This is a genomic window from Paraburkholderia sp. MM6662-R1 (genome assembly GCF_050436245.1).
Lineage (GTDB): Bacteria > Pseudomonadota > Gammaproteobacteria > Burkholderiales > Burkholderiaceae > Paraburkholderia > Paraburkholderia tuberum.
On record NZ_JBNDLV010000004.1, the window covers coordinates 719,184 to 745,424 of the forward strand.

At 60.7% G+C, this 26,241-nt stretch carries 23 protein-coding genes and 3 pseudogenes; 20 read left to right on the forward strand and 6 right to left on the reverse strand.

What is annotated here, in order from left to right:
• Positions 1 to 66: 66 nt before the first annotated feature.
• Complete coding sequence (locus tag OKW39_RS33140; RefSeq protein WP_429333446.1) at positions 67 to 1,062, reverse strand: hypothetical protein; 996 nt, start codon at positions 1,060 to 1,062, stop codon at positions 67 to 69.
• A gap of 211 nt (positions 1,063 to 1,273) precedes the next feature.
• On the opposite strand from OKW39_RS33140, the gene OKW39_RS33145 reads away from it, so the two are divergent.
• The 6 genes from OKW39_RS33145 to OKW39_RS33170 all read left to right on the forward strand — a co-directional run bounded on the left by OKW39_RS33145 (position 1,274) and on the right by OKW39_RS33170 (position 7,278).
• Positions 1,274 to 2,188: a fumarylacetoacetate hydrolase family protein gene (locus OKW39_RS33145; RefSeq protein WP_429364319.1), complete on the forward strand. Its 915-nt coding sequence runs from the start codon at positions 1,274 to 1,276 to the stop codon at positions 2,186 to 2,188.
• Positions 2,189 to 2,446: 258 nt separating this feature from the next.
• Entirely contained in the window at positions 2,447 to 3,049 is a 603-nt protein-coding gene (locus tag OKW39_RS33150) for a cytochrome b (RefSeq protein WP_429333444.1), read from the forward strand.
• A 67-nt stretch (positions 3,050 to 3,116) separates the two neighbouring features.
• The gene (locus OKW39_RS33155) at positions 3,117 to 4,568 is read left to right on the forward strand and encodes a glycosyltransferase family 2 protein (protein ID WP_429564557.1); all 1,452 of its coding nucleotides are present in this window, start codon (positions 3,117 to 3,119) and stop codon (positions 4,566 to 4,568) included.
• A 218-nt stretch (positions 4,569 to 4,786) separates the two neighbouring features.
• The gene (locus OKW39_RS33160; protein WP_429333442.1) at positions 4,787 to 4,960 is read left to right on the forward strand and encodes a hypothetical protein; all 174 of its coding nucleotides are present in this window, start codon (positions 4,787 to 4,789) and stop codon (positions 4,958 to 4,960) included.
• On the forward strand, positions 4,936 to 5,568 hold the full coding sequence (locus tag OKW39_RS33165) for a TetR/AcrR family transcriptional regulator (RefSeq protein WP_090807358.1): 633 nt from the start codon (positions 4,936 to 4,938) through the stop codon (positions 5,566 to 5,568). The genes OKW39_RS33160 and OKW39_RS33165 overlap by 25 nt, the downstream gene beginning before the upstream one ends.
• A 960-nt stretch (positions 5,569 to 6,528) precedes the next feature.
• Entirely contained in the window at positions 6,529 to 7,278 is a 750-nt protein-coding gene (locus OKW39_RS33170) for a response regulator transcription factor (RefSeq protein WP_429333441.1), read from the forward strand.
• Here OKW39_RS33170 and OKW39_RS33175 read toward each other — a convergent pair.
• Entirely contained in the window at positions 7,220 to 9,223 is a 2,004-nt protein-coding gene (locus tag OKW39_RS33175) for a hybrid sensor histidine kinase/response regulator (protein ID WP_429364324.1), read from the reverse strand. The genes OKW39_RS33170 and OKW39_RS33175 overlap by 59 nt on opposite strands.
• A gap of 424 nt (positions 9,224 to 9,647) precedes the next feature.
• On the opposite strand from OKW39_RS33175, the gene OKW39_RS33180 reads away from it, so the two are divergent.
• Positions 9,648 to 9,914, forward strand: a complete 267-nt coding sequence (locus OKW39_RS33180; RefSeq protein WP_090807364.1) for a hypothetical protein — start codon at positions 9,648 to 9,650, stop codon at positions 9,912 to 9,914.
• Positions 9,915 to 10,084: 170 nt separating this feature from the next.
• Entirely contained in the window at positions 10,085 to 10,633 is a 549-nt protein-coding gene (locus OKW39_RS33185; RefSeq protein WP_429334641.1) for a hypothetical protein, read from the forward strand.
• A 192-nt stretch (positions 10,634 to 10,825) separates the two neighbouring features.
• Here OKW39_RS33185 and OKW39_RS33190 read toward each other — a convergent pair.
• Positions 10,826 to 10,870 (reverse strand): annotated as a pseudogene (locus OKW39_RS33190) (hypothetical protein); the annotation flags it as partial.
• A gap of 647 nt (positions 10,871 to 11,517) precedes the next feature.
• Between OKW39_RS33190 and OKW39_RS33195 the strand changes: the two are divergent.
• The 7 genes from OKW39_RS33195 (at position 11,518) to OKW39_RS33225 (ending at position 19,356) form a co-directional block, all read left to right on the forward strand.
• Positions 11,518 to 12,378, forward strand: a complete 861-nt coding sequence (locus tag OKW39_RS33195; RefSeq protein ID WP_090807368.1) for an ABC transporter ATP-binding protein — start codon at positions 11,518 to 11,520, stop codon at positions 12,376 to 12,378.
• A complete protein-coding gene (locus tag OKW39_RS33200; RefSeq protein ID WP_090807370.1) occupies positions 12,371 to 13,183 on the forward strand; it encodes an ABC transporter permease in 813 nt (270 codons plus the stop codon). Before OKW39_RS33195 ends, OKW39_RS33200 begins: the two co-directional genes overlap by 8 nt.
• Positions 13,180 to 14,157, forward strand: a complete 978-nt coding sequence (locus OKW39_RS33205; protein ID WP_090807372.1) for an ABC transporter substrate-binding protein — start codon at positions 13,180 to 13,182, stop codon at positions 14,155 to 14,157. Before OKW39_RS33200 ends, OKW39_RS33205 begins: the two co-directional genes overlap by 4 nt.
• Positions 14,158 to 14,159: 2 nt before the next feature.
• Positions 14,160 to 15,470 (forward strand): amidase, encoded by a 1,311-nt coding sequence (locus OKW39_RS33210; protein WP_429564558.1) that lies wholly within the window; start codon positions 14,160 to 14,162, stop codon positions 15,468 to 15,470.
• Between the two features lie 47 nt (positions 15,471 to 15,517).
• A complete protein-coding gene (locus OKW39_RS33215) occupies positions 15,518 to 16,183 on the forward strand; it encodes a GntR family transcriptional regulator (RefSeq protein ID WP_429364334.1) in 666 nt (221 codons plus the stop codon).
• 28 nt (positions 16,184 to 16,211) lie between these two features.
• Positions 16,212 to 17,717: an amidase gene (locus OKW39_RS33220; RefSeq protein ID WP_429333436.1), complete on the forward strand. Its 1,506-nt coding sequence runs from the start codon at positions 16,212 to 16,214 to the stop codon at positions 17,715 to 17,717.
• Between the two features lie 262 nt (positions 17,718 to 17,979).
• The gene (locus OKW39_RS33225; protein WP_090800641.1) at positions 17,980 to 19,356 is read left to right on the forward strand and encodes an IS4 family transposase; all 1,377 of its coding nucleotides are present in this window, start codon (positions 17,980 to 17,982) and stop codon (positions 19,354 to 19,356) included.
• 385 nt (positions 19,357 to 19,741) lie between these two features.
• Here the strand turns inward: OKW39_RS33225 and OKW39_RS33230 are convergent.
• A pseudogene (locus OKW39_RS33230) lies at positions 19,742 to 20,086 on the reverse strand (transposase); the annotation flags it as partial.
• Here OKW39_RS33230 and OKW39_RS33235 point away from each other — a divergent pair.
• Positions 20,085 to 20,642 (forward strand): annotated as a pseudogene (locus OKW39_RS33235) (SDR family NAD(P)-dependent oxidoreductase); the annotation flags it as partial. The pseudogenes OKW39_RS33230 and OKW39_RS33235 overlap by 2 nt on opposite strands.
• A 76-nt stretch (positions 20,643 to 20,718) precedes the next feature.
• Complete coding sequence (locus OKW39_RS33240) at positions 20,719 to 21,165, forward strand: glutathione S-transferase (protein ID WP_429564559.1); 447 nt, start codon at positions 20,719 to 20,721, stop codon at positions 21,163 to 21,165.
• 334 nt (positions 21,166 to 21,499) lie between these two features.
• On the opposite strand, the gene OKW39_RS33245 is transcribed toward OKW39_RS33240, so the two are convergent.
• Positions 21,500 to 22,492: an alpha/beta hydrolase gene (locus OKW39_RS33245; RefSeq protein WP_429564560.1), complete on the reverse strand. Its 993-nt coding sequence runs from the start codon at positions 22,490 to 22,492 to the stop codon at positions 21,500 to 21,502.
• A 62-nt stretch (positions 22,493 to 22,554) separates the two neighbouring features.
• On the reverse strand, positions 22,555 to 23,559 hold the full coding sequence (locus tag OKW39_RS33250) for an alpha/beta fold hydrolase (RefSeq protein WP_429564561.1): 1,005 nt from the start codon (positions 23,557 to 23,559) through the stop codon (positions 22,555 to 22,557).
• Positions 23,560 to 23,801: 242 nt separating this feature from the next.
• Between OKW39_RS33250 and OKW39_RS33255 the strand changes: the two genes are divergently transcribed.
• From OKW39_RS33255 to OKW39_RS33265, 3 genes are all read left to right on the forward strand, one after another.
• A complete protein-coding gene (locus tag OKW39_RS33255; RefSeq protein WP_429333432.1) occupies positions 23,802 to 24,683 on the forward strand; it encodes an NmrA family NAD(P)-binding protein in 882 nt (293 codons plus the stop codon).
• 44 nt (positions 24,684 to 24,727) lie between these two features.
• Complete coding sequence (locus OKW39_RS33260) at positions 24,728 to 25,456, forward strand: GNAT family N-acetyltransferase (RefSeq protein ID WP_429333431.1); 729 nt, start codon at positions 24,728 to 24,730, stop codon at positions 25,454 to 25,456.
• Positions 25,457 to 25,533: 77 nt separating this feature from the next.
• Entirely contained in the window at positions 25,534 to 26,088 is a 555-nt protein-coding gene (locus OKW39_RS33265; RefSeq protein WP_429564562.1) for a TetR/AcrR family transcriptional regulator, read from the forward strand.
• The last annotated feature ends 153 nt before the right edge of the window (positions 26,089 to 26,241 follow it).

Consider the following 26,241-nt stretch of genomic DNA (forward strand, 5'->3'; position numbering starts at 1 on the left):
AGACTTATCTTCGCATTCCTATCCATCAAAAACTGTCTGCGATCTCTGGCTCCGATCCGAAGCAGTTCAAAGCTGGGGGGCGCAGGCACTGCGCCCATTTGCTGGACCGGCTTGCGCAATGCCAAACCCAATGCCAATTTCTTTGGATACCGCCTGAAATACCTTGCGAGGTACAGCACCTGTTGCGACATGCATGGCGGCTGCGGCGGCGACCCAGGATTGCGTTTCCACTGCTCCAATTCCTGCCTTGGCCATCACCTGCTCGGGATCCCAGTCGTCGAACTGGTCCAATCGACCGGAGCAGTACGCCTCCATGAATGCCTTGTCCCAGCCGTCGTTGAGCCCGGCCAGTTTTGCTGGCATGAGGACGCTAGCGAGGACTTTGGCAATGGTTCGGTGGGCTTTGATCTCGTAGTCGATCCAGGCTTGTTGCGTCACCTGCGTTTGTGCCTTGCCATGCAGGATATAGGGCTTCCATCGGTCCTTCACCGAGTCGATCGGAGGAAACAGCCGGATCGGGTCGTGGGCCAGCCCGCCGGTGCCGATAAAGAGCACGCGAGCCTGAGGCAGCGAGCGCGCAAAGTTGCCGACCGCCTCCCCCAAGGCTCGGGCGCGCGAATAGGGGCTGAATGGCGGTTGGATGCAGTTCACGAAGATCGGCAGGACAGGATAGACGGCTAGCCCGCCGGTCAGGTACTGCAGTGCCTGCGAGAAGCCGTGGTCGACCTCCATGGCGTATGAAACGGTCGTATCGACACCCTGCCCTCGTATCGACTTTACCGCCTGCACCGCCAGGTCCCTGGGGACGTTGAGATGGCCCGGCGTCCCCCCCACATCAGCAAGCGCCGTCGCTTGCACCGCGACACAGAACGACGGCATGCAATTCATTTGCTGCCCCCCATAGTGATCGACGCCAAAGAGGATCACCAGATCAGGTGCGAACGAAGCGATGCGCGCGCGCTGACCCTCGAGTGCCTCGAGAACGTTGTGCACCGAACGACTCTGCTTTGCAGGGAAGTCCAAGAGGGGAGAGTGCGACGCGCACACCATCATGAAATCCATTTACTCACTCCAGGGCAGCTCGCGCCGCCATCTAATCCCTTTTGCCGGGCGGCCCGAGAACAAAAATTTGTCTCTTGCTTGATCGATCAACCAAGGCACGGTATCATGGCAACTTCTACTGGTCAAGCAACGTGGAGGTACCCAAATGAGATTCTGTAGTTTCGAGACCGCTCAGCGGCGGACTTATGGCGTCGTGTGTGACGCAGGTGTCGTGGATCTCAAGGATGCATTGGGTGCGCAAGCACCGGAATCCCTTGAGGCGCTCATTGCAGCGATGGCCGATCATCGCTTGAGACAGGAGACGATCACGGCGGCATTGTTGGGAGTCCAGCCAATTCCATTGAACCAGGTCTCGTGGTGCCCTCCGCTTTCTCGACCTGGTAAGATCATCGGCGTCGCCATCAATAATCGGATGGGACAAGAGTTGGCATTTCGGCCGTTTGCAAATCCCGCCTTCTTTCTCAAGCCTGCCAGCTCGCTGATAGGTTGCGGACGACCCGTAATCGTGCGAGAAGAGTTCGGTCTGACTCACCCCGAGCCAGAGCTTGGGGTAGTGATTGGGCGCGGCGGCAAGATGATTGCGGAGTCGCAGGCGCTCGACCACGTCTTTGGCTACACCATCGTGAATGACGTGACCTCACCCGGGCTGAAAGAACAAGACAGCCTGGAGATTGTTCTGCCCGGGGTGGTCCGTGGCGGCTACCGGGAACTTTTGACCTGGCGTCACGTACGAGACGAGGAGCACGAGCGCTCGATCTATCTGACGTATCACACATTGTCCAAAGGTGCCGATACCTTTGGTCCGATGGGGCCTTGGATCGTCACGCGCGATGAAATTCAGGACCCCAATCGGCTGACGATCAACTCCTTCGACGGCGATGAACTTGTCTTCGAAGATTCAACGGCTAATTTGACATTCTCGGTACAAAGGATTATCGCCCACGCGTCCAAATACATGACGCTTGAACCAGGCGATGTGCTGCATTGCGGCACTGCGATGCAGCCGCGGATCGGTGGCAAGTATCTCATGCTGGCTCATTGGGATATCCGACGCTCAGGCAAGCCCATCTCTGTAGAAATTGAAGGCATAGGCAGACTGGAAAATCCAGTTATCGTGGAGGGCTGAAACAAGCTCAGAAAGAAGATTGATGCCTAATGCAAACGGAAAAACGAAAAAACCGTCGATCCGCACCTCGCTCGCGACCGCATCTTGGCGGACGCGTGTGAGGTGTTTGCCGAGCAAGGATACACGGCGGCCTCTACATCAATAATGGCAAAAAGCGAACGTTCTATCGGGGTCAATTTATAGATGCAGGCACTATTTGGACGACGCCGTTTTAAACAGGTTGTGCAGGATCGCCTTCATGTCCGGACGGAATCATCGATGACCACTCCGGCCCCTGTCCCGCTTGCGCAGTCGAGCACTGCGCAGGCTTCGTGGCGCTACACCCACACGGCGATGCTGCTGCACTGGATCATCGCGGTGCTGGTGATCGGCAATGTCGTGTTGGGGCTCAGCGCGGATTCGCTGCCTGACGACTGGGTGCGTCCGGTGATCGATACTCACAAATCGATCGGCATCACCGTGCTCTGCCTCGTGCTGTTGCGCATCTTGTGGCGCGTGTCGCACCGGCCGCCGCCGTTGCCGGCCGACTTTCCGGCTTGGGAACGGCGCGCCGCGCACGTCGCGCATTTCGTGCTGTATCTGCTCATGATCGGCTTGCCGCTGTCGGGCTGGTTGCACGATTCGGCCTGGAAAGACGCGGCGACTCATCCGATGCGCCTGTTCAACCTGTTCCCGTGGCCGCGCATCGGCTACGTGACGCGTCTCGATCCGGCGCTGAAGGAAAGCTTGCACGATCGCTTCGGCGCCCTGCATGCGTGGCTCGGCTATGCGCTCTACGCCATGCTTCTGATGCATGTGGGCGGTGCGCTCAAGCATCAATGGATCGATCGCAAGTCGGTGCTCAAACGCATGGTGCCGTGACGGCCGTCGCTGTTCCTTTTGACGCAGGCCTTTTATCAACGCGGTATCGACAGATTCAGCAGCCATTTTGAAGAGATCACTGGAACAGGCGCTCGCGCTCATATCGCCGCGCATTCTGCCGCGCCCCGCCCCGCTGCCGAGCACGCTGATTCACCTGAGTGTCGTCGTGGTATGGCTACTGCTGTTCGCCCGGGCGTTCTTTTTGCATGGCGTGGTGGCGTGGTCCACCGGCCTCGCGTATGTGGCCTACGACACCTTGTTGCTGGCCTTCGTCACACTGAAGACGTTGCCGCTCCTGCGCCCCGCGGCGCCGCTCGATCCGGCCTCGGAGACGCGCAGCTTGCCGGCGATGGGCGTGATCGTCGCCGCGCATGACGAAGCCGCCGTGCTGCCCGTGACGCTTGCCGCGTTGCTGCGGCAGGTGCACGGCCTGATGCAGATCGTGATCGCCGACGACGGCTCCACCGACAACACGCGCGCGCTGCTCACGGAGCGCTTCGGCCTGACCCCGGCCGCGGACGGCAAACTGAGCGCGCCCAGTTCGCTCTATCCCAATCTGTACTGGCTGCGCGTGCCGCATAGCGGCAAGGCGCGCGCGCTGAACGCAGCGATCACCGTGATGACGACAGACACCGTGATGACCGTCGACGCCGACACGCTGCTCGATGACGACGCCACCTACGCGATGCGCGCCGCGTTCGCGAGCGAGCCGAAGCTCGTCGCGGCGGCCGGCATTCTCGTGCCGGTCTGCGGCAAGTCGCTGTCGGGCCGCCTGTTTCAGTGGTTCCAGACCTACGAGTACATGCGCAACTTCATCGCGCGCTTTGCGTGGATGCGCGCCGACAGCCTGCTGCTGGTGTCGGGCGCGTTCGCCGCGTTCAGGCGCGATGCGCTGCTGGCGGTAGGCGGCTTCGACCCACAGTGTCTGGTGGAGGACTACGAGTTGATTCACCGGCTGCGCCGCCATTCGGTGGATCACGGGCTCGGCTGGGCGGTGCGCGTGGTCGGCGACGCGCATGCGCGCACGGACGCGCCCGGCACGCTCGGCAGCTTTCTGCGGCAGCGGCGCCGCTGGTTCGCCGGCTTTCTGCAGACTCAGTACTGGAATCGCGACATGACCGGCAATCCGCGCTACGGCACGCTCGGGATGCTGATGCTGCCGGTCAAGGCGATCGATACGATGCAGCCGATCTACGGCTTGACCGCGTTCGCGCTGCTGCTCGGCTTTCTGTTCGGCGGGCACCGCGCGATCGTGGTGTCGATTTTCAGCGTGATCGGCCTGAAAACCGCCGTCGACCTGGCGTTCTATCTCTGGTGTATCCACCTGTACCGCCGCTGGACCGGCGAGCGCCCCAGCTCGAGTCTGTGGATGGCCATGGCGGCGGCGCTTGCCGAGCCCTTCACGTTCCAGCTGATTCGCCATACCGGCGCGCTGCTCGGCTGGCTGCACTTCCTGCGCGGCGGGCACTCGTGGGGCCGGCAGCAGCGCTCGGGGCTGGTGGCGCCCGACGAACACTGACGAGCCACGCCGGCTGCGCGGTTACGCCGCGAGCGTCGTCCGGTCTGCGCCGGCAGGATCGGCCCGCGCTCGCGTAGCTGCCTTGCCAGGCGATTTCGACGGCAACGGCGGGCTGGCAGACACATCGTCTCGCATGTTCGAGTAGACTGGGTTTCGATGCGGTCCCCGCGTGCGCCGTCGGCCCAGCCTGGTTCCGTTCGCGCCAGGAGGCGTCGCTCATGCATGCAACGCTCCCGCTGGATCGCAGCACCCTCGATGCACCCGCCGAGGCGCCCCTGCGCGATTTGCACCGCGTCGCCATTCACCCCGATCAGACTGGAAAACCCAGTTATCATGGAGGGCTGAAACAAACTCAGAAAGAAGATTTATGCCTAATGCAAACGAAAAAATAAAAAAAAACGTCGATCCGCACCTCGCTCGCGACCGGATCTTGGCGGCCGCACGCGAGGTGTTTGCCGAGCAAGGATACACGGCGGCATCGATATCAAAGATCGCAAAAAAAGCGAACGTGCTTTCGGGGTCAATCTATTGGGCGTTTGAATCCAAAGAGAGGCTCTTTGCAGAAGTCCTTACCATTACCGCAGAGGAATGGAGGCGGAAATTTAAGCCTTTTTCGGATCAGAAGACCGACCCCTATGAAAAGCTGATGGTATTCGCTTCTGGCTTCGTTCAGGCACCGGAATTTTTGCGGCTTATGATGATCGTCGCAACCGAACATCAAGCCAGTCGCCATGAAATACGGGACGCTGCGGTCAAGATCCGGCGCGAATGGAGGGATTATGTCGAGCGATCTGTGGCCCCCCTTTTAGAGGGCTATGAGTCCGACGGTGCGAAGCGCCTTGCCCAAAGAATGGGGCGAATGTTACTTCAATTGCTGGACGGCGTCTTCATGTCGCTTCAGATCGAGCAGAACGAGATGACGGCCGAACAAATGTTCATTGATGTGTCCGGCGTACTGAGACGGGAATTTGAATTTGGCCTTAGTCAACTGAATAGATAAATTGGTGCAACGATTTAAGATGACGAAGTGGCGATTGGCCCGAAGACGCCGGTGCCAGAGGGAGATTTCTTCCGCCAACCGTTGCGCGAGCAGGTCAAGTTGAAGCGTCCGCTCGTGAGTTATCCAATCTAATCGATCGGGATCGGGATCGGTTAGCGCAAGCGACTCGCGCTCGCCCTAACGCTAGAAAACCATATCTCGACTAGTTAAACTTGTTTGATACAAACGCTTATCGCCGCCAAACGGCATTTGGCGCCTTCTTGAGCCACCCGTCGTGTCCGGCCCGTCTGAGGCGCTCGGAAAATTGACCTGAAACTGCTCCACAGGGAGCGTGTGCTCCCCAGTCCACAGTGAAACGGTATGTGGACAGGTAGGCGATGGCCGATACCGGCGTTTGTGTCGCACAGGTCAATGACCGGTTGCGATGTGGATCCGACGTCTGAATGTCCCTCCAACGCGGGAGGCGAATGACGCGTCATGGCCCGACATGAGACAGTCGCCGACAACGCGGAGAGGAACACTTCCTCCTCATAGCTGATTTTCCTACACTGCAAAGGCCGGCCTGAAGGGACAGATCCGGGCCACCGGCCGCTCTAATCACAACGTTGCGACGGCGCCGCTGCCTTGTCGTCCGACAGATCCGACTATCGGCGGCCAGAAATGGCCGACAATTAGTGGCAACAATCACCATACTCGACCGCGATCCGCTCGTCTGATCGAGTCGCCGCGGTCTTCGCTGTTTTCAAAGGCCTGTCAGTCATTCCGGTAGGCTTGAATCGCCGAACGACGGGCAAAAACCGCCACATTCGAGGCAATGTCCTATTGATCAGCCGTCGCCGTCCGGGGCATCGGTACACTGCATGTACTATTGGTCTGACACAATGCAAGACCGCCACGGATGTAGCATCATCCGCTGCGTCATTGCGGCCCGCTTCGAAAGCGGTTCTGGGAGACGATGGAATGCGCGTGCTGATCGTCGACGATCACGAACTGTTCAGAGCCGGACTGGCGCTTCTGCTGAGACAGATCTTTCCGGACATCGAGTTGCTGCACGCGAGTACGTTGTCACAAGGTTTGAATCATGCGCTCGGCGAATTCCTGAACATCGTTTTTCTCGATCTCGACCTTCCCGATGGTCACGGTTGCGACGCGCTTGCCGAATTGAAGGAGTCGCGCCCGTCTTTACCGGTGATTGTGATCTCGGCCGACGGTAGCGTGGAAACCATTGGCCGATGCATCGAACTTCGCGCCATGGGATACGTGCCCAAATCGTCATCTCCTGAAGCGCTTCATGCGGCGATAAGCGCGGTGCTGGCCGGCGGCGTATTCCTGCCTGCGTCAAGCATCGCGACGCTCAGGCGTGACATGAGCACAGACGACGCCCCCGCGGATGAACCTCGGAACCCGCAGTCGGGAGGCAACTCAGAAATGAGCACCGCATCTGAACTGGGACTGACTCCGAGAGAGTTCGAAACCTTGGCGTGGCTGGTGCGCGGGCTTCCATCCAAGGTCATCGCGCTGAAAATGGGGCTCGAGGACATTACCGTACGGAAATACATCAGTCATCTGCTCGCGCATTTCAATCTGCGGCGCCGTACGGAATTGATCGTGATGCTTGCAGATAGAGGGATCAAACTTGGCGTTCCGCCAGTCACGGATCCCGCACATGACAAAAGTCTGCCGGCTGTTGGGCGGCAACGAACCGGCTGACTTCAACGAGCGTGTTTTCTGGCGCGGAAGACTTGCGCAGCAACACGAAAGGCTGGGAAAAATCGCGAAGTGATGGCGGGGAAATCAGCTCGCCCGTGATGAACGCAACGGGCAGCGCGCCCGCCCAGTCGAAACGCCGCCTGATCCGTTCGGCAAGCTCAATGCCGTTTGGCCCTTCGCGCAGCCGTATATCGGTGACGAGGACGTCGGGTGCGCGGCCTTCATCGGCCAGAATCGCTTCGAAGCCCGTCATTGACCCGGCAGTATCCACGAGTGCGCCCGCGCTGATAAACAGCCGCCGCAGACCTTCGAGAACGGTCGGTTCGTCGTCGCAAAGCAGGACGTATTTGCCCTTGAGCACGGACGTGTATGCATCATCCTTTCGGTCCTCCGTCCCGATGACCGGCGTCATCATCGAAATTGGAGCGTACAGGGAAAAGTGCGACCCGCGCCCTTCGACCGAATAGAACCTCAAGCTGTGCCCCGGCAGAATCCCAATGACCCGTTGGACGATGGACAGCCCGAGCCCCAAGCCTTTCGAGCGATCGCGGCCCGGGTTGTCAATCTGATAGTACTCGGCGAATATCGCATCCCGATGTGCGGGCGAGATACCGACGCCCGTATCCCAGACGTCGATGCGAAGCCGTTCGCCGACCTCCACCCACCCGATAACGACGCCTCCCGTGCGGGTGTTCTTGATCGCGTTCGATACGAGGTTGGACAATACCCGCTTGAACAGCGAGCGGTCGCTTTCAATGGGCGGCGGGCGGCGCAAGCGCATGGTGCTTCTGATTTCGATGCCCTGCGATCTCGCCGGTTCAAGATATTGTTCAAAAACATCGGCCAGCACGGCTTGTGTATCGATCGGCGACAGGCTTGGAACGTACGAACCTAGTTCGCTGTAGTCCTGAATGTTCTTGAACATGTCGAGGATGTCGCCTGCCGTCTCCTCGATGACGTCGAGATCATGCGTTGCGGCGTGACCAGCTTCGAGCTTTGTCCGCGCGCTGCGGATGAAGAGGTTGATTGCGGCGAGCGGCTGCTGGATGTCGTGATAGGCCGATGAAAAGAACCGTTCCTTCTCTCTGACCAGCTCTCTCATGCGTTCATTCTGCCGTTTGACAGCGGAGGACGCCGCCTGAACGCGTGCGCTTGCTGCGCGCAAAGTCCGCCTGAACATAAATTCACGGCGGGCAGCGCGTTCAAACTGAATGCAGATGACAACGCCCATAAAATACATGATGGCCAACACAGACCCACGGGACGCCCAGCCAGCGCCCACCGTGGAAGCGCCCGTCCGTGGCCAGAGAGAAAGGGTAAGGTGAAAGCTTACAACGCCCAGCCCGACTAACCACGCTGCCGTGATTGCTCGAAGTCGGAGCAATGTGAATATCGTGAAAAGGACAAGTAAAAATTCGGGGAATACTTCCCGGAAAGCCAGGGCCGCCGGGTAAAGCTCCATCAACTGCAAGAGGGTGAACCAGCAGCTCAGCATCCATACGCAAAGCAATCCGACCACCCAGCGTTCGTCAAAGGCACGCGGTCCCCACATCAAACATATCGGCACAGCCATACCCACGGCACCTGCGAGCCGCAGATAGCCAACGTGAAAGATGATGCTGGGATCGACCCGGTTCAGCAGCCACCAATCGCGGCGAGCAAACAGGATCCACAGCAGGAGGCTGGCGGCGCCAGCCAGCCTGCGTTGGCCGGCGTAGCGGCGCGCATAGTCAGTACGGAACGCGCGCTCGAGATCTGCCGAGGCAAACTTGCGTACCACGAAGCCTGACAATTTCATAAGGCCTGCCGGACCAGAAAAATCACCGTGGGATAGTGCTCCACATCGATGAGCTTTATCGCCGCACCACTGGCTGGAAAGATCTCCACCGATCGTGGCTAACGGAGCAATGCGGCGAATTGCAGCGAAAGCGATGTCGAAGGCCACGGATGCACAACGCCCTCGTCCGTAGCCGCGGTGCGATAAAAACAGAATAGCAGGTCGCCATCCCTACCATCAGCCACAAATGTATCAGCGACGTGACGTGCCCGCAGCTGGACGGTTCAGGAAGGACCGCCGTCGGGAGGCGAATGTCCGACACGTCATCGGGATCGGGATTGGGATCGGACATCGACAGTGCATACATCTTTCGCCGACGGTGGTTGTTCATCGCCTACGCATGTGCGTTGCGATGGCGTTTCGGCTGACCAAGAATGAATATGACAGCAACGCTGACAGGGCAGTCATCGAGTGCACCTGGATCGGCTGATCGTCGCAAGGAGGCCGAATCTGCGTTGGCTCGTGCGAAGAATGCTGTGGGTCGGCGAGAGAGTGAACAGGCCGATCTCTTAAACTTCGAAGGAGTACTCTCATGAAACTTTATCAATCGGTTACCGTCTGTCTTGTCGCGGTGGCTGGAGTGACAGCAGATGGATGCTTCGCCCAATCAGCGACCAACCAGCAGGAGTCCGTAGCGGCTGGCAGCACCCAGCAGGCTCCGGCGGTCGCGGTTCCGGCTGCCACATCGGCAGATCCTGTTCTCCCCGGAAAAACACGCGAGCAGGTGATGCGCGAGCTGGAGGATTTCCAGAAAAATGGCGAAGCAGCGAAGATGGTCGAGCTTTACCGAGGCAGCTAGGTGAGGGGCGCGGGCCAGAAGGATGTTTCGACTATCGAACCGTCACCTTCACCGTCGTCGGCGTGTATAGATCCCTCAGTTCTGGATCTCAACGATGCTATTTCGTCGAGCGGAGGGCCGTCGAGCTGCTCAGTGTCTGGACGATCAGTTGCTGGTGCGCGGTCCTGAGAATGGTGCAGATCTATCCGGGCGACCTGGCTTGGCGGCAAGCGTATCCGATCCTGACGTTTTCCCTTTTCATGATATTCATGGCATTCCGGCTCCGAGGGATCACGGCGGCGTGGCTGATCGGGCTATGCGTTGTCAGTTACCTGGTCATGCTCTATTTCAAGCCCAGCGGCCAGAGCGTCGACGCGCGCGTGGAGTCGGTGATTGCGCACGCCACGATGGTGCCGATGATGTATGTCGTCGGTTTGCTCGTCACCATTCCACTGAAACGTGCCGCGAGCGCGGGCGCGTTCGTGCACGCCGCAGAATCGATGGATGGATTTGACGTCATCCTCGCCGATGACAGCCGCATTCCCGATCTCATCGTCACCGATATCCGGCTGCGCGACGGAGCCACTGGCAAGGAGGTTGCTGATAGCATTAGGCGTCATTTCGCGTGGGCAGGCGTTATTCCCGTCGCATTTCTCACCGGCGAGCTGCTGTCCGATCGCGTCCTTCGACTTTCCCGAACCGTGGTGATCTGGGCGATGTTCTTCATCAAACCACGATAGCGGGCCTTCATGTAACCGCAATGACGGGCGTTGCCGCAAGCGCTTCATCCAGCGCATCTCCAAACCGGATGCCTCCGGCGTCGCGCGATTCGCGGTAGCCCGCGAGCAACGCGGGATCGACGAACGCAATCGAGCCCCCGCGCCGGGCGCAAAACGACTGCCTTCCTCGTTCGTCCACGCGACGACCTCGACAGGATGCCGTGTCGCGATGCCCGCTCGATCCAGCGCGCGAAGCACTTCGAGCCCTGCCAGCCCGCCGTAAGCGCCGTCCAGGCGTCCGCGTGCGTATGTATCGATTGCCGGTCAGGTCCGGTGGCAGATCCTCGAGACCGTTGCGACGAAAGAACAGGTTCGCGCAATCGTCGACGTAAGTCTCCCAGCCGCGATCTCGCGCCTCGTCGAGCAGCGCGCGCCGCGCTTCGCCATCGATCGGTGTCAGCGCTTCTCGAGACACGCGCCATCGGTGCGGCGTCCGAACGCGGCCAGTCGCGATAGACAGCATCAAGGCTGTCGCCGTCGAGCAAGCTGACGATTCGGGCGGCTATCAGCTGATCGCTCGTGCACGGATCGAACACTTCCTGTCTTTGCAATCGTCTCTTTGCAGTGGCTTTCCAACGGAATGAACGTCGTTCCAGAGACTTGCACGAAGCGATTAATGTGCCATTGAATTCACGCCTCGCCCCGCACAGTTTCATCGCAACATGCACCGATTCGCACAGCGACGCGCACTGCAGAGGCGCAGCGGCACCAAGCTTGCGCACCGACGCATCCCATGCGAGTCCACCGAGAAAAAACTTTTTTGACGAGGACAGCTTCCGATTTTTGATTGTGCATTATGCATTGCAGCAACTACTTCATCAGTACGAGACCTTGCGAGGAACGACATGAAGGGATCGAACGCAACAGTCAACACGTTCGCGGAACCGCTGCGCGTGCGGCAGCTCAGTCACGGATTTCAATCGCCCGATCGCTCGACCGTGACCATCTTCGACCGGCTCGACTTCTCCGTGGGACATGGCGAGATCGTGTCCATCGTCGGACGAAGCGGCGCGGGCAAGAGCACCCTCTTCAATCTCATTTCAGGCCTGCTCACGCCGCAGTCAGGCGAGATATCGGTCGGCAGACGCGCAGATGGGGAAGCGGGCCGCATCGCTTATATGTTGCAGAAGGACCTGATGATGCCGTGGCGCACGGTGCTGCAAAACGCGCTGCTCGGCATTGAGTTGTATCGCAAGGTCCGGCCCGATGATGTCGCCCGTGCGCGGCAGATGCTCGCGCGCTACGGGCTCGGCGCCGTCGCCGATGCCTATCCGCATTCGCTCTCAGGCGGCATGAGACAGCGCGTTGCGCTCACGCGCACACTGCTCGTCGATCCGACGCTCGTGCTGCTCGACGAACCCTTCTCCGCGCTCGACTACGAAACGCGTCTCGCACTCGAGGACGACATCATCGCGCTGCGTGCGCAAAGCGGCACGAGTGTCGTGCTCGTCACGCACGACATCGAAGAAGCCATCGCGATGAGCGATCGGGTGATCCTGCTTGGCGGACGTCCCGCACGCATCGAAGACCAGATCGACATCGAACTGACGACGCACGGACCGCGCAATGCCGTCTCCGCGCGCGAGGCGCCCGAGTTCCGCGGCTATCACGCGCGTGTCTGGAACGGTTTGCGCGGACACGTCACCTCGCGCGACGCAGATGAAGTCGCTCCATCGAGCATCCTTGCAGGAGCCGTCCATGACTGAAGCCGTTCTGTCCACCAACGTCACGCCAAGGAAAGCCGTACGCCGTACGCGCCGCAAGTTCGGCACGACGGGCGCCGTCTTCGGTATCGTCGTTGCGCTGGTCGTTGCCTGGCAACTTGCCGTTAGCGCGGGCTGGATCAACGGCAAGCTGCTCGGCTCGCCGTCCGGCATCTATGAGGCCGCCGTCATCGGGCTGACGCAGGGCACGCTCGTGTCCGACACCTGGGTCACGCTCTATGAAACGCTGGCGGGTCTCGCCATCGGCAGCGGCCTCGGGATCGGTCTCGGCCTGCTGCTGTGGTTCCTGCCGACAGTCTCGGGTGTTGCCGAAGGATTGTCCGTCATCCTCAACAGTATTCCGAAGATTGCGCTCGGACCGCTCATCGTGATCTGGTTCGGTTCCGACGCCTCGTCGAAGATATGGCTCGCCGGCATCTCCACATTCGCCGTCGCGATGATCTCGTCCTGCGCCGCCGCGCGTGAAGTCGACAAGGACCTGCTCAATCTCTTCCATTCGTTCAAGGCGAAGCCGTCGATGATCTTCACCAAGCTCATCGTTCCGAGCGCGCTGCCGTGGATCTTCTCGACGCTGCGCGTGAACATCGGCTTCGCGTTGATCGGCGCGGTCGTCGGCGAATACATTGCATCGCAGTCGGGGCTCGGTCACGCGGTGTTCGTCGCGGGCTCGCTCTTCGATCTCAATACCGTCTGGCTCGGCATCATCGTGCTGACCTTGATGGCCTCGGTTCTCAGCTGGATCGTTCAACTCGCGGAAGCGAAGATCATTTCCTGGAAGAAAAAATGAAGAAGACACACGCTCTGCTCAATAGTATCGCGGCCGCATGTCTGGTTGCATCCGGAATCGGCGCGACGAGCGCTCAGGCCGCCGAGCCGGTGGTCATCTATCAGGCATTTCAGTCGATCCAGTACCTGCCGCTCTATGTGGCTATCGACAAAGGCATCTTCGAGAAGAACGGCCTTGCCGTGCAGAAGGTCACCGCGGGCAGCGGCGCGGCGGGCGTTGCAGCGGTGATCGGCGGTCATGCGGACTTCTCGCTGCAAGACCCGATGACCGCCATGCTCGCCAACCTCAAGGGCGCATCGCTCGTGAACGTGGCCAACGTGGTCGCCGGCGTGCCGGTGTGGGTGATCGCGCCGAAGGATTCGACGGTCAAGGGCGTCGGCGATCTCGCAGGCAAAAGCGTCTCGACCGCACTGCCGCCGTCGACGAGCACGTATCTGCTGCAACGGCTCATCAGCGAACAGAAGCTCGCGGACGTGAAGATGAACACCGTGCAGATCGGCACCGAACTCGCGCCGGTGATGGCGGGGCGCTCGGAAGCCGCTGCGCTCTATATGCCGCAAGCGGAAACGGGGCTCGCGCAGGGTTATCGCATCGTGTATGCGTTCCCGAAGGCGTATCCGGGCGGCTATGCGTTCTCGACCATCGACACGCTCTCTCTCACCGTCAAGAGCAAGCCGAAGATGGTAGCCGCGTTCGTGAAGTCGATCGGTGAAGCCGAAGCTCTGATTCAGCAATCGCACGACACGGCGAAGAGCGTCGCGCGCGCCGAATTCCCATCGCTCGATCCGAAGATCGTCGATTCGGCGGTGCAGCGTCTCATCGATCAGAAGATCTATGCGGCCACGCCCGATATTTCCGAGCAGGCCTTCCGCAATGCGCTCGATCTGCAGGAGTCGATCGGCAACATCAAACCCGGCGCAGTCACTTATGCCAATGGCGTCGACAACACGTTCGCCGCAGCCGCGAGCAAGTAACGATGAATCGATCAGATCAATCATTGCTCACGACACTGCTCGCTAATCGTCACGACGAAGCCGCCGCGCGCGCGACGCTGCTGGACGCGCAGGCCCGCGCCGATGCGCTGGAGCCGTGGCTTCGGGCCTTCGTGCATCGGCCGGATACGTACGCCGTGCGCGGCGCCGTGGCGCGTGCGCTCGTGGGCGTGCCCATCGGAGTCAAGGATCTCGCCGATACCGCCGACATGCCCACGGGCTACGGCTCGCCGGCTTACGACGGGCATCGGCCCGAGCGCGACGCGCGCATCGTGTCGATGATCCGCGCGCTCGGCGGGACGGTCTTCGGCAAGACCGCGACGACCGAATTCGCCTGGCGCGGACCGGCTGCGACCGTCAACCCGTGGAACCGTGCGCACACGCCGGGCGGCTCGTCGAGCGGATCGGCGGCGGCCGTCGCAGCGGGCATCGTGCCACTCGCCATCGGCACGCAGACGGTCGGATCGATCATTCGCCCGGCCGCGTATTGCGGCATCGTCGGCTACAAGCCGTCGTATCGCGCGGTGCCGGGCGAAGGCGTGCATCCGCTGGCTGCGTCGCTCGATCACGTCGGATTCTTCGGGCGATCCGTCGACGATGTCGCCGTCGCGCATGCATTGTTCGTCGAAGGCGCTCTTCAGGCAGTCGAAAGCGAAGCGGCGTGGCGCGATCACTTTCCGCGCGACACTTCCGCGCTCACGCTCGGCGTCGTTCGCACGCCGTTCTGGGACGAACTCATCGCGCCGCATCAACACGCCAACTTCGATGCATCGCTGCGGACGCTGAGCGAAGGCGGCGCGCGCATCGTCGAGTTGGACTACGGCGCGGACCTGCCACAAATGCGCGAAGCGACACTGACGATTCTCGCGGTCGAGGCGTATCGCGCCGTCGGCGATGTAGCCGCACGCGCGCCCGCGCTGATGAGCGAACACATGCGCGTGCTGTTGTCCGAAGGCCAGGCGATGCCGCTCGAGCGCTATCAGCAAGCCTTGCTGTTGCAGGCGCAGGTGCGCTCGCAGTCTGCCGCGCTGCTGCAAGGCTGCGACGCGCTCGTGACCTTGCCCGCCAGCGGTGAAGCGCCCCACGGACACGCCGATACGGGCGACGCCCGTTTCTGCGCACCTTGGAGCCTGATGGGGGCGCCCGCCGTCAATGTGCCTTCCGGCTGGAGCGATGCAAATCTGCCGCTCGGCTTCCAGATCGTCGGCGCTTTCGGCGATGATGCGAAGCTGCTGCGCGTTGCCGCGCGCATCGAAAGCATGCTGAAGTTCGAAAGACGCGCCGTCACCATTTGATCGACGAAATGCGCAACATACGATAACGACCGCTCACGGAGACGAACATGAGCCAGCCCTTTCGTACGATTCAGCAATACGTGCTCGGCACGTTGCGCGCCGAGATTCTAAGCGGCGTGTATCCACCGAACTCGCGGCTGCGGCAGGAAGAGATCGCCAAACGCCTCAGCGTCAGTACGACGCCGGTGCGCGAAGCGTTCCGCGACCTGCGCGCGGAAGGGCTGGTCTCGATCGACCCCAACAAGGGCGTCGTCACGCGCGCGCTCACGGCCGCGGACGTCAGCGAAATCTACGAACTGCGCATGGTGCTCGAGCCGATGCTGTCCCAACGCGCCTGCAGGCATGCCACCGATGGCGACCTCGCCGCCGCCGAAAAGGTGCATGATGAAATGTGCGCGACATTGTCGTCCGAGAGATGGGCAATCCTCAATGAGGAGTTCCACAAGCATCTGATGGCGAGCGCCGCCGGCACGCGTCTCTCTGAACTGGTCGAAGGGCTGTCGCTGGTCGCGCGGCCTTACGTGTCCCTCTCGATGCACGTCAAAAGCGATATCCTCGACAGCAACAACCGCGAGCATGCCGATCTCCTCGACGCCTACCGCGCCCGCGATATGCGCGCCGTGCATGAGCAGACGTACGCGCATCTCGAGAACACGCGCGATGCGATCATCGCCTGTGTCGAGCAGGCCTTGCCTTCGCCAGCGGCGGCTTGAGCTCTTATCCGATTCCTCCTTGATGCCCATGACGCACGACTCTCTCGTCTCTCTCTCCGCCGTCGATGCGCGCCGACTGATCGGCGATCGCAGTATCTCGCCAGTCGAACTGCTTGACGCGTGCATCGCGCGCATCGAAGCGATTAACCCTGCCGTCAACGCGATGGCGGCGACGTGTTTCGAACGTGCGCGCGACGAAGCGCGTCGCGCGGAAGCGGCGGTGATGCGTGGCGAGCCGCTCGGCTCGCTGCATGGCGTGCCCATCGGCGTGAAAGATCTGGAAGAGACCGCCGGCGTACTCACGACGTATGGCTCGAAGCTCTTCCGCGCAAACGTTCCGGACGAGGACAACGGGATGGTCGCACGCATTCGGGCGGCGGGCGCCATCGTGACAACCAAGACCAACACGCCCGAAATGGGCGCGGGTGCGAACACCCGCAACGACGTCTGGGGCGCGACGGGCAACCCCTTTGCGCCGCTGCTGAACGCGGGGGGGTCGTCGGGCGGATCGGCCGCAGCGCTCGCAACCGGCATGCTCCCGCTCTGCACCGGCTCGGACACGGGCGGATCGCTGCGCATTCCAGCCGCGGTCTGCGGGATTGTGGGACTGCGGCCATCGCCGGGACTCGTGCCGGGCGACCGGCGCGAACTCGGGTGGGCACCGATTACCGTGAGCGGCCCGATGGCACGTACCGTCGGCGATGTGCGGTTGCTGCTTGCCGCGCAGGCTGGCTTCGACGCGCGCGATCCGCTATCTTACGACGTCGATTCGGCCGCGCTTGCGCAGCGCCGTCCGATCGATGCGTCGGGGCTGCGCATCGGCTTTACCGATGACTTCGGGGTATGCGCGCTCGACGACGCATCCCGCGCGACGTTCCGCGCGAAGGTCGACAAGATCGCACGGCACGTGGCGGTGTGCGAACCGGTATGCATCGACATGAGCGGCATCGACCGATGCTTCGACGTAGTGCGCGCGCAGAACTTCGTTGCGCAGTTCGCGGAAATCTATGAGCGCGATCCGTCGCAGCTTGGACCCAATACGCGCGCGAACTTCGAGCTGGGCGCATCGATGACGCTCGGCGACGCCGTTTGGGCGCACAAGATGCAAACGACGCTGTATCGACGCTTCCAGTCGCTCGTGCAGCACTATGACGTGATCGTTTCGCCGACGGTGTCCGTCACGCCATTTCCGTGGTCCCAATGGCATCTCGAAGCGATCAATGGCAAGCCGCTCGATACGTACTATCGCTGGCTGGGACTGACTTACCTCGTTTCGCTGATGACCAATCCGGCGTTGTCGCTGCCGTGCGGGGTCGATCATGCCGGCATGCCGTTTGGTGTGCAGTTGGTCGGCCCAGCGCGTGGAGATGGGCGGTTGCTGGACATTTCGGAGGCGCTCGAAGCGGCATTTGCTACGGACGACGCGCTGCGGCGACCTGCGCCGGATCTTAAAGCACTGTCCGAGCCGGTCCCTGAGCTGCGGTCTATCGTGTCGTCCCCGCCGATCTTATCGAATCGTTCGAGGATGGCCTAGTGACGGCTTGACGACAAACTCAGGCTGTCATTCGTGATGCGAGCCCAAGAGGGATCTTGCCAGGGATGCTTCAAGGGGCATACAAGATACACGAGCGCCTACCGTAAGGAGATCAGCCTTTAGTGCGAATGGCACTTACTTAAGCCTACATGGAGGAGAAGACGCGGGTAAGTGCTTGAAGAGAAAGGGAGGGGGCTGATCCAGGGATTGATACGATGGTTGTTACCAGGCAAACACCGTCTCATTCCAAAGATCAGCCCCCATGGATCGTAATGCACGAAGTCATCACAGGCAAACACGAAGCAGGGTTCAAAGCCGGGCGTGCAGGGCCCAGGCGGTAGACTACTTCAACATACTGACGAGCCCGGGGCTGTTGGGCATAACGGAAGCGTATTTGCCAGAACATCGGGAACGGCTGTATCCGCCGACGGTGACACTGTCGATGTTCATGCGCCAGGCGCTGGAAGAGGACGCCTCCTGTCAGAAGGCAGTCAACGGGTGGGCGGCGCAGCGAGCTGCCGACGGGCTGCGGCCCATGAGTGTGCGTACGGGAGGCTACTGCCGCGCTCGCCAGAGACTGCCGCTGACGATGGTGCGGGAGTTGGCGCGCGAGACGGGGCGCCAACTGCATGAGCAGGCCGAGCCTGCCTGGAAGTGGCGCGGGCGCCCGGTCAAGCTGGTTGACGGCACCGGGATCTCGATGCCCGATACGCCGTCGAACCAGGCCCGTTTCCCGCAGTCCAGTGCTCAGGCCGAAGGAGTGGGCTTTCCATTGGCCTATCTGGTTGCGGTGATCTGTCTGGCAAGCGGCGCAGTACTGGAGTCGGCGGTCGGAACTTACGCGGGCAAAGGCAGCGGGGAGCTGACGGCGTTTCGCATGCTGCAAGGCACGTTTCGCAAAGGTGACGTGATCGTCGCCGATGCCTTGTACTGCCACTACTTTCTGATGGCCTCAATGATCGCCGCCGGGGTGGACGTCGTGATGGAACAGCATGGGGCACGCCGCACCGACTTTCGGCGAGGCCGGTCCCTGGGCACGCGCGATCACATTGTGACGTGGCCCAAACCCCGGCAGCGTCCCGACTGGATGACGCATGAGCAGTACCAGGCCTTCCCCGATGAACTGATGGTGCGCGAGTCCAGGCTGCATCACCGGGTGCTGGTCACCACGATGCTTGATGCACGCAAGACCAGCAAACAGGACCTCTCGCAGTTGTACGCCAGGCGCTGGAACGTGGAACTGGATCTACGTAACATCAAGACGACGATGGGCATGGATGTGCTGCATTGCCAGACTGCCCACATGAACGAAAAGGAGATCTGGGTCCATCTGCTGGCCTACAACGTGATTCGGCTGCTGATGGCTCAGGCCGCCAGTCACCATGCCACTGACCCGAGAACACTGAGTTTCAAACACACGGTGCAGTTATGGACTGAATGGCTGGCCAGAGGTCTGACGGCAACTCACAACCAGAGTCTCCTGTTCAACCTGATCACGCAGTCTTGCGTTGGGAGTCGCCCCGGTCGCATCGAACCACGAATGCGCAAACGAAGACCGAAGTCCTACCCATGGCTGAAAGAGCCTCGTCACATCGCACGTGAGCGCGTCCAAAAATATGGGCACGCTCCACGGGCTTAAGTAAGTGCCATTCCCTTTAGTGCCCGATGAAAGGCTTGGGCCCATTCGTTCCTAATGGTCGGATGGCGTCGGCTGTTGTCGACCGAGATGGAATGGACGCCCGCCTCCCTTCGGGGAAACGGGCACGATTGAGGACCCCCGGGACCGAACGGCATCAATGTGCCAAATCTATGGTCCACCCCGTTTTTGCAACCCTGATTTTCGATGGCGAGTTTGGCTTGCCTAAAGCTATTCGGCGTCGTTGTGGGGATTGCTCCCCGCGCCACGATGAGATTCGCGCCTGATGATCCTTAACAGTGGATCGGCTTCGAAAAGCCTCTTTGACGCTCAGGTTCTTCGTCAGGCCGGTGTGCCGTTCACGTCATCAATTTTCAGTCGTCGCAAATCGCATGTAGGCTCGGGCGCACAGGACGAGCAGGCGCCTGACATTTTTGTCGCCACGTCGGCTGATCCCGAGAAGATTGGTCTTGCCGCCCGTGCTGTATTGCCGGGGAACGAGCCCAACCGATGCCGCAAAATCGCGACTGCGTCCGTACTGCTTTGCGTCGCCCATTTTTGCGGCCAAGGCGCTTGCGGTGACTGGGCCGACTCCCGGGATGCTCATCAGGCGCTGTCCAACTTCGTCCTCAGCGAGCTGACGTGCGAGCTCCTGGTCAATCTCACCGATCTGTTCCTCTAGGTACTTGAAGTGTTGATGGAGGCGTTCGAGAATCGCAACAAGCCGGGGCGGCGACGAAGTCCGCAACCTCGTGGATCAAACCGTCGCCCGCTACGGCCGGCTGGACGTGGCCGTCAACAACGCCGGCACCGAAGGTCGGCCTGGGCCCGTCGTCGAGCAGACCGCCGACAGTTATGCCGACACGTTCGACACCAACGTCCTCGGAACGCTGCTGAGTCTCAAGCATGAACTGCGCGTGATGACCGCGCAAAAGGCCGGCAGCATCGTCAACATCTCGTCGACTTACGGTCACGAAGGCGCTGCGTTTGCATCGGTCTATGCAGGCAGCAAGCACGCCGTCGAAGGCATCACGAAATCGGCCGCGCTTGAAGTTGCATCGACGGGTGTTCGCGTCAACGCAGTCGCGCCGGGGCCGACCGACACGGGAATGCTGGACCGCTTCACCAGCACCGCCGAAAACAAGGCAGCGCTCGCCGCCACGGTGCCGCTCGCGCGCATCGGCAAGCCCGACGACATCGCCACAGCGGTGCTCTATCTCGCTGCCGACGGCGCCGCGTTCGTCACCGGTCAGATCCTGACGGTCGACGGCGGCAAGACGGCAGGCTAATGCGACCTGACATGCTCGCCTGCGTAGCGACTGCTTTGCGGGCGAGTCAGCTCTTCTCATCGAACTGGACCAGTACATGAATACCGATCTCATGCTTTACGAATCCAAGGCTTCTCCCAACGCTCGTCGAGTCCGCATTTTTCTTGCCGAAAAAGGCATTGAGATTCCGACGAAAGCGGTGGACTTTGGGGCGAAAGAGTATTTCTCCGATGCGTACGTCGCGATCAATCCTCGCCGACAGGTTCCGACGCTTGTACTCCAAGACGGCACGGCGATCGGCGAAGTCCCTGCAATCTGGCGCTACATCGAGGACGCGTATCCCGCGAAGGCCGCATTGCTAGGCACGACGCCGCAAGAGAAGGCGCTGATCGCGATGTGGGAACGGCGCGCCGAACTCGACGGATTTGCGGCCGTGATGGAAGGCGTGCGAAACGCGGTCGCCGGATTGAAGGGGCGTGCATTGTCGGGCCCGCATGCTTATGAACAGATTCCTGAAAAAATTCGTTTCAATCCTGGAAGGTGAAAGTCGCGCTATCGTGGTTAGGAACACCGTGACTGGTGGGGATCCGATGTTCGTCGTGACCCGTCGCCATCCCGGACGTCCGGCTTCCGGGTGAAACAGCCAATCGAGTGTCCTGGCGGCGCCCCGGTGAACGCCGAAAGTGGCCGAACGCGGGCCGACGGCGAACGCACCAAACCGACCCAACGCGGACAACCGGTGGCCCTGTTGGTCGATGTCTATTCTTTGAGTACAAGGGTCATTGAAGACTCCCGTCAGCCTCCGTTACGCCGCCATTTTCTTCGCTCGATTAAACGGAGCCAGGAGCAGAGACTACACCGGACAGTGTTCGAAACGATCATGCGAGATCAAGGGTACGCACGAACTTCAGCAGTTGATCGCTGACATCGGCGGCGGCCTCATGCTGAACCCAATGCCCCACGTTATCGAGTTCGAGTCCTCCTACAAGGCCCGGTAAGCCGGCGCGAAGGTCGTCGAGGCTAAGCGGATATAGCTCTTTCAGACCGTCCGCCTTGCCCCAGATAAAAAACGACGGCTGAACGATCTTCGCGCCCTTCCACGGAGCGGACAAGGCGAAATACGGCTCCGCCGCGCGGTAGTAATTCAACCCTCCGTGGAAACCGGTACGCTGAAATTCCGCGATGTTATGCGCTACATAGTCTGTTGGGGCCCACGAAGGCAACGGTCCAGGGGCAGTACGATGAAGGCTTCGAGCCGGATCCATTGGACTCCACTGCTGGCCAGCTGGCGCGGTACCCGATGCCCAATACAGAATGCCGGGAATGGTCACCGCTGCGTTGGCCCAGATTTCGCCGGCGTCGGCCCGAATTTGCTCGAACATATAGAACTTGTCTTGAAGCCCCGCCTTTCGCATTCTGTCGAAAACACTAGCGTCACCACGCGGCACGAAAGGGACACTGAGGCAGAACACCGCCGGAAATCTGTCCGGGCGCATCAGCGCCGCGTTCCATGCATGGGTCGCCCCCCCGTCATGTCCGACGAGGACGGCGCGGGGAATCGCTAGCGCATCGAGCAGGCCAATCAGGTCGCCTGCCGTGTGCAACGGTGTGTAGAGGTTTGCGTCGGCTGGAGCCGAGCTTCTCCCATAACCGCGCATATCCGGGGCAATCGCACGAAAACCCGCCGCCGCAATGGTCTTCATCTGCCGCCGCCACGTATAGGCGGTGTCCGGGAAACCGTGGCAGAACAGCACTGCTGGCCCCTCACCTTGCTCCGTTACGTGCAAGGTAATGCCGTTGGTCGCAATGTCGTATTGTTTGATGCCATCGCTCAAATCTGAAATCACTTCATCGCTGTTCGATGCGCTCATTTCATTCAACTCCTTTAGTCGACCTGCAGGACCCTATCCGGGTCAGGATGTGACCGTGATGGCTACGACAGCCCCTTCGCCTCGAGCCAGGAGCGGATTACCTGGACGAGTTCAGCCTTGCGTTCGAGCGGAAGCCAGTGGCCTGCGCCCAGCGTCGCCACAGACAGATCCCTGCAGGCGTTTCGCATTGGCTCGCCGAGCGCGCTGCGGGTGATATCGCAGATGCCATCAAATTCGCCGTTCACGAAAAGCACAGGCTGGCTCAGGCGGCCGCTGTCGGGCGCAATTCGAGCGTAGGCGATGTTGGCGTCATCGTTCAGATACCAGGCGTTACCCGGACGAAAACCGGTCACACAGAACACATTAACCAGCGCGTCGAAGTCAGCCGACGGCCAGAGCGCCGCGTCCGGCGCCACCGTCGGCGCGCGACGTGCCGACCCGAACCAGCCTCCATTGCGCGAGACCAGCGCAGAGCGATAGATGCGGTCCACGGATTTCGGGTCCCCAGACCGATAGATCGCCGCCAGTGTCGCAGCTATGTCGGCATTGAAGTCGGTAACGGTCTGATCGAAATGCGTCAGATAGAAGCGGTAGTAGTCCCATTGCCCATCCGGATACTGGTCGGCGGGATAGAGCGTGCGATCGACCAGGGGCAGCAGACTGCGCAACCCGAAGCTCTCGGGCATATACGGAACGGAGACGAACACAACCGCACGGCTGCGCTTCGCGTGATGCGCAGCGAGCGCCCCGGCCACCGGGCTTCCGAGGTCGTGGCCGACCCATATTGCCGGACTTGCGCCCAGATGGTCATGAAGCTCGACCATATCGTCAACGATCTCTTTGAGTGCATAGGCATCGGGCGCGCCTGGTGTCGATGAGCCGCCGTATCCGCGCATGTCCGGTGCAATGCAGCGCCAGCCCTCCGACGCGAAAGCCTCGATCTGCGCGCGCCACATCAGACCGAGCCCGGGCCAGCCGTGAAGGAAGATCATCAGTGGCCCCTCGGCGGGCCCGGCCTCCCAATAGCGCGTGGAATGGCGGGGTGAGGCGAACGTGTGGGCGATCATGGCAGGAGCATTCTCCGGTGGTCGGTCGTCCAGAAAGGACGCGGTTTTCGATTCCATTTGCAGCGTGAGTTCGCAAGCGCAGCGTGACCCACTTGCCGCCCGCCTCGAGAACGGCATTCCGCAAAAGACTAGTACGGAATTCTGATCTATCGTCGTTCAGGATTATGACTATACTCCAGCTCAGATCCGGTGACTGAAACGTTCATCACCCTCCCAATTAACGAATCGAGCGGAGCTTTCAAATGGCTTTTCGTAAATTTTTTATCGCAGGCGCGACTGGTGACACGGGCGGAGCAGCGACAACGGCCCTTTTAGCTGCAGGCGAACAGGTACGAACCCTGGTGCGACGCGAGGACGCTCGCTCAGAGCGGCTGCGCGCACAGGGCGTCGAGGTGCTGGTTGGCGATCTCTCGGACATCGACGACGTCGCACGCGCTCTTCAAGGCATCTCATCGGCCTATTTCGTTTATCCGATCGAAGCTGGTGGGATAGCGGCCAGCGCTTCGTTTGCACAGGCCGCCCGTGAGACCGGAATCGAATCGATTGTGAACATGTCGCAGATTTCGGCTCGCCGTGAAGCGAAAAGCCATGCCGCGCGAGACCATTGGATCTCGGAACAGGTGTTCGACTGGGCCGGCACGTCGGTCACGCATCTGCGCCCCACGTTCTTCGCTCAATGGTTGACCTACCCGGGTCAAGTCGCGTCCGTCAAAAAGGACGGGATGCTGCGTCTGCCCTTTGGCGAAGGGCGCCATGCGCCCATTGCAGCCGAGGATCAGGGTCGGGTGATTGCCGCGATCCTTCGCGATCCGGCGTCGCACGCGGGCAAGGTCTATCCGCTCTACGGGCCGGTCGAGATGAATCACCATGAGATTGCGGCGGAGATGAGCCAGGCGTTGGGTAGGACGGTCTCGTACCAACCAGTCAATCTCGATCTGTTCAAAAAGCGCCTGAATACGGATGCAAAATTCAGCGACACTTTCACGCAGCATCTCCTGTCGGTTGCCGTCGATTACCAGGAAGGCGTTTTCGCCGGCACCAATTCCTTCATTGAGGATTTGACCGGTACTCCGCCGATGACGGTCCAGGCTTTTATCAGGAAGCACGCGGCACGGTTCGCCTGACCGCGATTCCACAGCAGAGAAGACGAACAAAACAGGAGCTTGTCATGCAGTCCTCCCACATTGATGCAGCCAGTGAGATCGGGACCGAGGAATACCTCGCCAATCCCGTATGGATCGCTCTGAGCGAAGCGCCTCCGGCCTTCATCGAGCGCTGCGAAGGCGGAGCCCGGTATCGCCCGGAATTTGCGCCGTTCGGGGCCGCGCAAAATTACACCGCGCAAAGCGTCTCTCAAGTTGCAGCAATGCTCCAGCCGGGACAGCGCCTTTCATTCTTCACGGCGGCCAAACCGGACTTGCCGCCCGGCTTCGACGTGGTGCGCGAGGCTGTTGCAAATCAGATGGTTGCCGCCAACAGGTTCACCGTATCGTCCGATGAGCGGATCGTGCGACTCGGTGTCGACGACACACCTGATATGCTCCGACTCGCCGAAATGACGGAGCCTGGACCATTCAACGCCCGGACCAACGAATTGGGTCACTTCTTTGGCGTCAGGGAGAGCGGCCGGCTGGTGGCGATGGCGGGCGAACGAATGACTGCCGGCAAGTACGTCGAAATCAGCGCCGTGTGCACGCACCCCGAGTGGCGCGGCCGAGGGTTGGGTCGACTGTTGATGGAGCACCTGGCGGCAACCATCCAGGAACGCGACAGAATACCGTTCCTTCATGTGTTCACGAATAATGTTTCCGCCGTTCGTCTGTATCGGGAGCTCGGTTTTCGCATTGCCAGGACTTTGCAACTGACGGCAATTGTGAGGTCGTCGGGCGAGACCTAACCGCTGCTGCGGGAGCGCCGGGCGAACGGCATTGCCTCAGGTTGACTCGTAGCACAATGCATCTTTGAGACTGGAAAATGGGGCACTCACAAGCTGGCAAACTGGCCACGCATCAGCGGATTGTGCAGGTCGCCGCACGGCGTTTGCGCGAGCGCGGCATTGAGGGAATCAGTGTCGGCGACATCATGAAAGAAGCCGGCTTAACCGTCGGCGGCTTCTACAAGCATTTCGAGTCACGCGATGCGCTCGTGACGGAGGCTTTCATCATGGCATTGCAGGACATCGAGCATATTCAGGACGGGCTCAAGACGGCGCCTGAGCGCGCGATAAGCACATATGTGTCGGAAAGCCATCGGAACAACCTCGGCAGAGGTTGCCCAATTTCAGCGCTAGTCAACGACGTACCGCGCGCGCCCGAAGCAACCCGCGAGGCATTCACCGAACGTGTCAGTGAGATCATCGCTTTGCTCGCACAGTCTTTGCCGGATACAGAAGACGCCCATGCTAAAGCGGTGATGATCTTCAGCACCTGCGTTGGTTCAATAGCGCTCGCTCGCGCCGTGAATGACCCGAGTCTGTCGAACAGGATAATCGAAGGAGCGCTGGCGGAGATGCTCAAGATGTACGAATGATGTCGATCAGCGGAAAAGGATAATTCGCTGGCTTCGATCATAAGCCGGTTGATGGAGCAGAGCGGACGCTCGAATGGCTGCGCGGATCAGCGGCCAAAGGGCCGCACTTGGCCGACTGCTGACTCATAATCCTGCGTGTCGTCCAGTTGAAGC

Bases quoted from the DNA above. Each gene is read 5' to 3' on its own strand.
- OKW39_RS33200 (WP_090807370.1), top strand. From the start codon at position 12,371: ATGACTGAAGCCGTTCTGTCCACCAACGTCACGCCAAGGAAAGCCGTA.
- OKW39_RS33250 (WP_429564561.1), bottom strand. From the start codon at position 23,559: ATGATCGCCCACACGTTCGCCTCACCCCGCCATTCCACGCGCTATTGG.
- OKW39_RS33195 (WP_090807368.1), top strand. From the start codon at position 11,518: ATGAAGGGATCGAACGCAACAGTCAACACGTTCGCGGAACCGCTGCGC.
- OKW39_RS33180 (WP_090807364.1), top strand. From the start codon at position 9,648: ATGAAACTTTATCAATCGGTTACCGTCTGTCTTGTCGCGGTGGCTGGA.
- OKW39_RS33255 (WP_429333432.1), top strand. From the start codon at position 23,802: ATGGCTTTTCGTAAATTTTTTATCGCAGGCGCGACTGGTGACACGGGC.
- OKW39_RS33210 (WP_429564558.1), top strand. From the start codon at position 14,160: ATGAATCGATCAGATCAATCATTGCTCACGACACTGCTCGCTAATCGT.
- OKW39_RS33205 (WP_090807372.1), top strand. From the start codon at position 13,180: ATGAAGAAGACACACGCTCTGCTCAATAGTATCGCGGCCGCATGTCTG.
- OKW39_RS33260 (WP_429333431.1), top strand. From the start codon at position 24,728: ATGCAGTCCTCCCACATTGATGCAGCCAGTGAGATCGGGACCGAGGAA.
- OKW39_RS33140 (WP_429333446.1), bottom strand. From the start codon at position 1,062: ATGGATTTCATGATGGTGTGCGCGTCGCACTCTCCCCTCTTGGACTTC.
- OKW39_RS33185 (WP_429334641.1), top strand. From the start codon at position 10,085: ATGGTGCAGATCTATCCGGGCGACCTGGCTTGGCGGCAAGCGTATCCG.
- OKW39_RS33170 (WP_429333441.1), top strand. From the start codon at position 6,529: ATGCGCGTGCTGATCGTCGACGATCACGAACTGTTCAGAGCCGGACTG.
- OKW39_RS33215 (WP_429364334.1), top strand. From the start codon at position 15,518: ATGAGCCAGCCCTTTCGTACGATTCAGCAATACGTGCTCGGCACGTTG.
- OKW39_RS33165 (WP_090807358.1), top strand. From the start codon at position 4,936: ATGCCTAATGCAAACGAAAAAATAAAAAAAAACGTCGATCCGCACCTC.
- OKW39_RS33245 (WP_429564560.1), bottom strand. From the start codon at position 22,492: ATGAGCGCATCGAACAGCGATGAAGTGATTTCAGATTTGAGCGATGGC.
- OKW39_RS33265 (WP_429564562.1), top strand. From the start codon at position 25,534: ATGGGGCACTCACAAGCTGGCAAACTGGCCACGCATCAGCGGATTGTG.
- OKW39_RS33240 (WP_429564559.1), top strand. From the start codon at position 20,719: ATGAATACCGATCTCATGCTTTACGAATCCAAGGCTTCTCCCAACGCT.
- OKW39_RS33150 (WP_429333444.1), top strand. From the start codon at position 2,447: ATGACCACTCCGGCCCCTGTCCCGCTTGCGCAGTCGAGCACTGCGCAG.
- OKW39_RS33220 (WP_429333436.1), top strand. From the start codon at position 16,212: ATGACGCACGACTCTCTCGTCTCTCTCTCCGCCGTCGATGCGCGCCGA.
- OKW39_RS33160 (WP_429333442.1), top strand. From the start codon at position 4,787: ATGCATGCAACGCTCCCGCTGGATCGCAGCACCCTCGATGCACCCGCC.
- OKW39_RS33225 (WP_090800641.1), top strand. From the start codon at position 17,980: ATGGATCGTAATGCACGAAGTCATCACAGGCAAACACGAAGCAGGGTT.